At 64.8% G+C, this 7444-nt stretch carries 8 protein-coding genes; 6 read left to right on the top strand and 2 right to left on the bottom strand.

Annotation, left to right across the window (positions count from 1 at the left end; all coding sequences use genetic code 11):
• The first annotated feature begins 350 nt into the window (after positions 1 to 350).
• The 6 genes from ssuE (at position 351) to ACVWY1_RS10790 (ending at position 5081) form a co-directional block, all read left to right on the top strand.
• Complete coding sequence (gene ssuE / locus ACVWY1_RS10815; RefSeq protein ID WP_457378255.1) at positions 351 to 944, top strand: NADPH-dependent FMN reductase; 594 nt, start codon at positions 351 to 353, stop codon at positions 942 to 944.
• Positions 945 to 1039: 95 nt separating this feature from the next.
• Positions 1040 to 2005: a sulfonate ABC transporter substrate-binding protein gene (locus tag ACVWY1_RS10810; RefSeq protein WP_102683466.1), complete on the top strand. Its 966-nt coding sequence runs from the start codon at positions 1040 to 1042 to the stop codon at positions 2003 to 2005.
• Between the two features lie 60 nt (positions 2006 to 2065).
• Positions 2066 to 3214, top strand: a complete 1149-nt coding sequence (gene ssuD / locus ACVWY1_RS10805) for an FMNH2-dependent alkanesulfonate monooxygenase (RefSeq protein WP_457378254.1) — start codon at positions 2066 to 2068, stop codon at positions 3212 to 3214.
• 11 nt (positions 3215 to 3225) lie between these two features.
• A complete protein-coding gene (gene ssuC, locus ACVWY1_RS10800) occupies positions 3226 to 4023 on the top strand; it encodes an aliphatic sulfonate ABC transporter permease SsuC (protein ID WP_457378253.1) in 798 nt (265 codons plus the stop codon).
• Positions 4023 to 4835, top strand: coding sequence for an aliphatic sulfonates ABC transporter ATP-binding protein (gene ssuB, locus ACVWY1_RS10795; protein ID WP_102683465.1), 813 nt, complete (start codon positions 4023 to 4025; stop codon positions 4833 to 4835). The genes ssuC and ssuB overlap by 1 nt, the downstream gene beginning before the upstream one ends.
• A 30-nt stretch (positions 4836 to 4865) precedes the next feature.
• On the top strand, positions 4866 to 5081 hold the full coding sequence (locus ACVWY1_RS10790) for a TOBE domain-containing protein (RefSeq protein WP_008095172.1): 216 nt from the start codon (positions 4866 to 4868) through the stop codon (positions 5079 to 5081).
• 122 nt (positions 5082 to 5203) lie between these two features.
• Here the strand turns inward: ACVWY1_RS10790 and ACVWY1_RS10785 are convergent, their stop codons facing one another.
• Positions 5204 to 5830, bottom strand: a complete 627-nt coding sequence (locus ACVWY1_RS10785) for a TetR/AcrR family transcriptional regulator (RefSeq protein WP_457378252.1) — start codon at positions 5828 to 5830, stop codon at positions 5204 to 5206.
• On the bottom strand, positions 5830 to 7407 hold the full coding sequence (gene gshA, locus ACVWY1_RS10780; protein ID WP_457378251.1) for a glutamate--cysteine ligase: 1578 nt from the start codon (positions 7405 to 7407) through the stop codon (positions 5830 to 5832). The genes ACVWY1_RS10785 and gshA overlap by 1 nt, the downstream gene beginning before the upstream one ends.
• Positions 7408 to 7444: the final 37 nt, after the last annotated feature.

Genomic DNA, 7444 nt, shown 5'->3' with positions numbered 1-7444 from the left:
TGATCAAGCGGATGGCTTACGGCTACCGGGACAGCGAATTCTTTTTCATGAAGATCAAGTATGACTTTCCCGGCAATCCGTGAAGAACCTTTTTTATACCTTCCGAACGGTATCCACGATCCCTGTAGGAGCGGCTTTAGCCGCGATGCAAGCACCGCAGTAGCTGGCACCCGCTTCGCGGGTGATCGCGGCTGAAGCCGCTCCTACAGGGGTGGCACATATATCTCTATATGGAATAAACAAATGAAAAAATATGATTTATAGGTATATGTGACGAGCTGTTAAGGTCGTTACATCCAGCGGGGACAACCCCTCGCGGCCCTGCAATCGAATCGAAGGAAGCGCTTTCAATGCTGGTTGTCTCTGTCGGTGGTAGCCCCAGTCTTCGTTCACGCTCCGGCGTGCTGCTAGAACGCTCGCGCGACTGGCTGCAGGAGCGGGGCGTCGAAGTGGTGAGCTTCCAGGTGCGTGAGTTTCCCGCCGAAGATCTGCTGCATGCCCGTTTCGACAGCCCGCAGGTGCGCCACTTCAACGAACTTGTAGCCCAGGCCGACGGCCTGGTGGTGGCCACCCCGGTGTACAAGGCGTCCTTCGCCGGGGCCTTGAAGACCTTGCTCGACCTGCTGCCCGAGCGGGCCCTGGAACACAAGGTGGTATTGCCGATCGCAACCGGTGGCAGCATCGCCCACATGCTGGCCGTGGACTACGCGCTCAAGCCCGTGCTGTCGGCCCTCAAGGCGCAGGAGACCCTGCAAGGGATCTTCGCCGACGACAGCCAGATTGCCTACGGTGAGGGCGCCAGGCCCGCACAACTGGCCGCTGCCCTGGAGCAGCGCCTGCAGGATTCGCTGGAAACGTTCCACAGCGCCATGGCGCGCCGGCCCCAACCTGTCGCCCCCGGCGTGCTCAACGAACGCCTGATCAGTGCCCGCTGGAGTATCTGAACCAGGCTTGACCGCTCCATCGCTGTCCCCACCTTACTCGCCCGCCAACGAGGCAAGCAGGTGCTACCCGAACCCAACTCGTACAGGAGAGCGCCATGCGCACAGTCTTCTTGCGTCGTGGTCTGGTCGCCCTGTTCGCGGCGGCTGTGTCCTTCGGCGCCATCAGCCAAGCCCAGGCCGAGAGCCTGCGTATCGGTTACCAGAAATACGGCACCCTGGTGCTGCTCAAGGCCAAGGGTTCACTGGAAAAGCGCCTGAAGGAACAGGGCATCGACGTGCAATGGACCGAGTTCCCCGGAGGGCCACAGCTGCTCGAAGGGCTCAACGTCGGCTCCATCGACTTTGGCGTGACCGGCGAAACGCCGCCGGTGTTTGCCCAGGCCGCGGGCGCCGATCTGCTCTACGTCGCCTATGAGCCGCCAGCTCCGCACAGCGAGGCGATCCTGGTGCCGAAGGGGTCGACGATCCAGTCGGTGAAGGAGCTCAAGGGCAGGAAAGTCGCCCTCAACAAGGGTTCCAACGTGCATTACCTGCTGGTGCGTGCCCTGGAAGACGCCGGTCTCAAGTACACCGATATCCAGCCCGTCTACCTGCCCCCGGCCGATGCCCGCGCCGCCTTCGAGCGCGGCAGTGTCGATGCCTGGGTGATCTGGGATCCGTACCAGGCCGCCGCCGAGCAACAGCTGCAGGCACGCACCCTGCGTGACGGCAAGGACCTGGTCGACAACCATCAGTTCTATCTCGCCACCCGCAGCTATGCCACCCAGCACCCGGCGGTGATCAACACCCTGGTCGAAGAAGTGCGCGCCGTGGGCGAATGGTCCCAGGCCAATCCGCAGCAGGTCACCGACCAGGTTGCGCCGTTGCTCGGCCTGCCCGCCGACATCACCCTGACTTCGGTCAAGCGCCAAGGCTACGGAGCCGCGCCGCTGACCCCGGAAGTGATCGCCGCACAGCAGAAGATTGCCGACACCTTCCAGGCCCTGAAGCTGATTCCCAAGCCCTTGAGCATCAAGGACGTGATCTGGACACCCCCGGCCAAGGTCGCCAGTGCGCCTTGAACGTTTCGCCTGCGCCGGGGCGTCGCCCCGGCATGAGCCACCCTTGAGGAGACAACTCCAATGAGCCTTAACATTTTCTGGTTCCTCCCTACCCATGGTGACGGCAAGTACCTGGGCACCAGCGAAGGCGCCCGCGCCGTCGACCACGGTTACCTGAGCCAGATCGCCCAGGCCGCCGACCGCCTGGGCTTCGGCGGCGTGCTGATCCCCACTGGACGTTCCTGCGAGGACTCCTGGCTGGTGGCGGCGTCGCTGATCCCGGTGACCGAGCGCCTGAAGTTCCTGGTGGCCCTGCGCCCGGGGATCATCTCGCCGACCGTCGCCGCCCGTCAGGCCGCGACCCTGGATCGTCTGTCCAACGGCCGTGCATTGTTCAATCTGGTGACCGGTGGCGATCCGGACGAACTGGTCGGTGATGGCCTGCACCTGAACCATCAGGAACGCTATGAGGCGTCAGTGGAATTCACCCGTATCTGGCGCAAGGTGCTCGAAGGCGAAACGGTCGACTACGACGGCAAGCACATCCAGGTCAAAGGCGCCAAGCTGCTCTACCCGCCGATCCAGCAGCCGCGCCCGCCGCTGTACTTCGGTGGCTCGTCTGACGCTGCCCAGGACCTGGCCGCCGAGCAGGTCGAGCTGTACCTGACCTGGGGCGAGCCGCCGACCGCGGTGGCCGAGAAGATTGCTGCGGTACGTGAGAAAGCGGCCGCCCAGGGCCGTGAAGTGCGCTTCGGCATTCGCTTGCACGTGATTGTGCGGGAAACCAACGAGGAGGCCTGGGCCGCCGCCGACAGGCTGATCTCGCACCTGGACGACGACACCATCGCCCGCGCCCAGGCGTCGCTGGCGCGCTTCGACTCGGTCGGTCAGCAGCGCATGGCCGCGCTGCACGGTGGCAAGCGCGACAAGCTCGAAGTGGCGCCGAACCTGTGGGCCGGTGTCGGCCTGGTGCGTGGTGGCGCCGGCACCGCGCTGGTGGGCGATGGCCCGACCGTCGCGGCGCGGGTCAAGGAATACGCCGATCTTGGCATCGATACCTTCATCTTCTCGGGCTATCCACACCTCGAAGAGTCGTACCGGGTCGCCGAGCTGCTGTTCCCGCATCTGGACGTGCAGCGCCCGGAGCAGCCGAAAACCGGCGGCTACGTGAGCCCGTTCGGTGAAATGGTCGCCAACGACATCCTGCCCAAATCCGTGTCGCAGAGCTGAGGGCCGGGGCCATGAGTCGTGCATCCACCACCACCTGGTCCAAGCGCCTGGCGCCCTGGGCCCTGCCGATCCTGCTGCTGGCGGTATGGCAGTTGGCGGTCAGCGCAGGCTGGCTGTCGACCCGCATCCTGCCGGCGCCGAGCGCGGTGGTCAGTGCCGGCGTCGAGCTGGTGCGCAGTGGCCAGATCTGGACCCACCTGGCCATCAGCGGCTGGCGTGCCGGCCTGGGCTTCGTGATCGGCGGCAGTCTCGGCCTGTTGCTCGGCTTCATCACCGGCCTGTCGAACTGGGGCGAGCGCCTGCTCGACAGTTCGGTGCAGATGATCCGCAACGTGCCGCACCTGGCGCTGATCCCGCTGGTGATCCTGTGGTTCGGCATCGACGAGTCGGCAAAGATTTTCCTGGTGGCCCTGGGGACGCTGTTCCCCATCTACCTGAACACCTATCACGGGATCCGCAATGTCGATCCGGCGCTGGTGGAGATGGCGCGCAGCTACGGGCTGTCGGGCTTCGCGCTGTTCCGTCAGGTGATCCTGCCGGGGGCGCTGCCTTCGATCCTGGTCGGCGTGCGTTTCGCCCTGGGTTTCATGTGGCTGACGTTGATCGTCGCCGAGACCATCTCGGCCAATGCCGGTATCGGCTATCTGGCGATGAACGCCCGCGAATTCCTGCAGACCGACGTGGTGGTGCTGGCCATCGTCCTGTACGCGGTACTCGGCAAGCTCGCCGACCTGGCCGCCCGTGGCCTGGAGCGTGTGTGGCTGCGTTGGCACCCGGCCTACCAGGTGACGAAGAAGGAGGGCGTGTGATGACGGTACTCAAGGCACAACCGCCACGCCTGCTGCGTGGCATCCCCCTGGCGGCCAGGGACCTGCGTCGTACGTTCGGCCAGCGCGAAGTGCTGCGCGGGATCGATCTGCACATTCCGGCTGGCCAGTTCGTCGCCATCGTGGGTCGCAGTGGTTGCGGTAAAAGCACCTTGCTGCGCCTGCTGGCCGGGCTCGACCAGCCCAGTGGCGGCCAATTGCTGGCGGGCGCCGCAGCGCTTGCCGAGGCCCGCGAGGATACCCGGCTGATGTTCCAGGACGCGCGCCTGCTGCCCTGGAAGAAGGTGATCGACAACGTTGGCCTGGGGTTGTCCGGCAACTGGCGGCCACGCGCCCTGGAAGCCCTGGAGGCGGTCGGCCTGGTCGATCGCGCCAATGAGTGGCCGGCAGCCTTGTCCGGTGGCCAGAAACAGCGGGTGGCCCTGGCCCGGGCGCTCATTCATCAGCCGCGTCTGCTGCTGCTGGATGAGCCCTTGGGCGCGCTGGACGCCCTGACCCGTATCGAGATGCAGCAACTGATCGAGCGCCTGTGGCGCCAGCACGGTTTCACCGTGCTGCTGGTCACCCACGACGTCAGCGAAGCCGTCGCCGTGGCCGACCGAGTGATCCTGATCGAAGACGGCGCCGTCGGCCTGGACCTGGTCATCGACCTGCCGCGACCTCGAGTGCGGGGTTCGCACCGCCTGGCGGCGCTGGAAAGCGAAGTGCTCAACCGTGTTCTCTCCGTCCCGGGCACGCCGCCCGATCCGGAACCTGTCGGCCCGTTGCCCACGCAGTTGCGCTGGGCTCATTGAATCCCCGAAACCGCAAAAAGGAATGACGCCATGACCATCAAAGCCATCAACGTTCGCAACCAGTTCAAAGGCACCGTGAAGGAAATCCTCGAAGGCCCGGTACTGTCGGAAATCGACGTGCAGACCGCCTCTGGCATCGTCACCTCGGTTATTACCACCCGTTCCGTGAAGGAGCTCGAGTTGCAGGTGGGCAGCGAGGTGATCGCCTTCGTGAAATCGACCGAGGTGTCCATCGCCAAGCTCTGAAGTCTTGCACGGTACCTTTAGGGGCGGCTTTAGCCGCGATCACCCGCGGAGCGGGTGCCAGACATCGCGTTGGCTGCATTGCGGCTAAAGCCGCTCCTACAGGATATTTGCAGGGCTCAGGGTCAGCGCTTGGCCAGATAAGGCGGCAGATACAGCCCCAGATACGCCTCGAACACGCGCATCCCTTCCTCCGCCATGCGTGGCGTGATCGCCTCATGCAGCTGCATCGAGCGGGCATACACCCGGTCGCTCAGTTCCATCGCCAGGGCGAACACGTGCACATCCCTCGGCATCGCTGGCAACTGAAAGTGCCGGTCGAACAGCTGGTGCATCAACTCGCCCAGTTCCAGATCATGCTGGCGATCAGCCTGGACCACTTCGCTCAAACCATGCTGGGCGAGGATCAGTTGCCGCGCCGCAGCGTCTTCGTTGTAGATGGCGAGCATGCGCTGCTCGATCAGCCGCGACAGGCCATGCCAGGTGCTGAACGCCGCGCTGTCGATCTGTGCGCTCAAGGCTTCGCGAAAAGCCCGATGCACGTCGGCGGTCAGCGCCTCCAGCAAGGCCGGCACGCTGGCGAAGAAGTGATACACCGACGAGGGCGGAATCTGCGCCCGTTCGGCCACGCTGTAGATCGACAACCCCGCCACACCTTGGCCTGCCAGCAGCTCGCGCGCCGCGGCGAGGATCGCTTCGATCCTGGCCTGGCTGCTGGCGCGTGGCTTGCGCGGGGTGGCGGTGCGGTTCATCAGTTGCTGATTGCCAGGATGCTGGCCTGGTAGGCGCCGACGAACAGGTCGAAGTCACCGACCTCTTCCTGTTCCAGCTCGGACTGCTTGGCGATCGACTCGCGAGCCAGGGTTTCGAATACCTGTTGCTGCGCGCTGCTCAGTGGCTGCTCGCGGAAGCTCTCGGCGTGCAGGCGACTCTGGCGCAGGGAGAACTGGACGAAGCTCTCGTCATGTTCGGTCATGCGCGCCAGCACCTGGGCCGATGGCGTCAGCTCAGGGTCTTCGACCTTGGCCTGCTGTGCTTCCAGGGCCTTGGCGTGGTCATTGCCACCCTGGGCACGGTCGAGCAGCCCGGCCAGCTGGCCGATCCGCTCGATCAGTTCGCTTGCCCATTCCTTCAATGCGACCGGTTGGCCGTCACGGCGCAGCTCCAGGCCCGGGCGCCGACCTTCCTTGACCACGGTGAGGAAGTTGTCGGTGCACTGGCCGCACTCGCCGTTGTCCAGTTGCGGGCTCTCTTCGAGGGCGCAGAACAGCAGGAAGGCGTCGAGGAAACGGGCTTCGGTCAGGTCGATGCCCACTGGCAGGAACGGGTTGATGTCCAGGCAGCGCACTTCCACGTACTGCACGCCGCGCGAGGTCAGGGCCTGGATCGGCCGCTCGCCGGTGTAAGTGACGCGCTTGGGGCGGATATTCGAGTAGTACTCGTTCTCGATCTGCAGGATGTTGGTGTTCAACTGCACCCACTCGCCATCGACGTGCGTGCCGACCTCGACATAGGGCGGGTAGGGCGTGCCGACGGCCTTGCGCAGGCTATCGGTGTAGCTGGCCAGGTTGTTGTAGCAGGGCGTCAGGCCCGCCTGGGCGTTGCTCTGGTAGCCCAGGTCGCTCATGCGCAGGCTGGTGGCGTAGGGCAGGTACAGTGTTTCGGCGTCAAGCTCTTCGAGCTGGTGCGGGCGGCCGCGCAGGAAGCCTTTGTCCAGGGCCGGGGACGCGCCGAACAGGTACATCAGCAGCCAGCTGTAGCGGCGGAAGTTGCGGATCAGCGCGATATAGGCCGAGGACTGGTAGTCGCGGTCGTCCTGCTCGCCGCCTTCGGCATCGCGCAACAGCGGCCACAGCGCCTCGGGCAGCGAGAAGTTGTAATGGATGCCGGCGATGCACTGCATGGTGCGGCCGTAACGCAGGGCCAGGCCCTTGCGGTACACGTGCTTGAGCTTGCCGATGTTCGAGCTGCCGTACTCGGCGATCGGGATGTCTTCTTCGGCCGGCAACGCGCAGGGCATCGATGGGCTCCACAGGTACTCGTCACCGAGCTTGGTGTAGACGAAACGGTGGATCTGCTCGAGGCTCTCGAGCACCTTGGCAGGGTCCGCCAGGGCCGGGGTGATGAACTCCAGCAGCGACTCGGAGTAGTCGGTGGTGATCTGCTCGTTGGTCAGCGCCGAACCCAGGGCCTCGGGATGCGGGGTCTGGGCCAGGCGACCTTGGTCGGTCACGCGCAGGCATTCGCGCTCAATGCCGTGCAGGCACTGCTTGAGCAGGTCGATATTGTCGCCGAGCAGGCTCAGGCGGCGGTTGAGGAGGTCGCTCAAGATGGATTCCTTCACGCGTCAGTCGCCCCAATATGGG

The sequence above is a fragment of the Pseudomonas sp. TE6288 genome (assembly GCF_054062095.1).
Note: the sequence above shows the minus strand (reverse complement) of the source record. Positions and strands in the feature narration are given on the sequence as shown.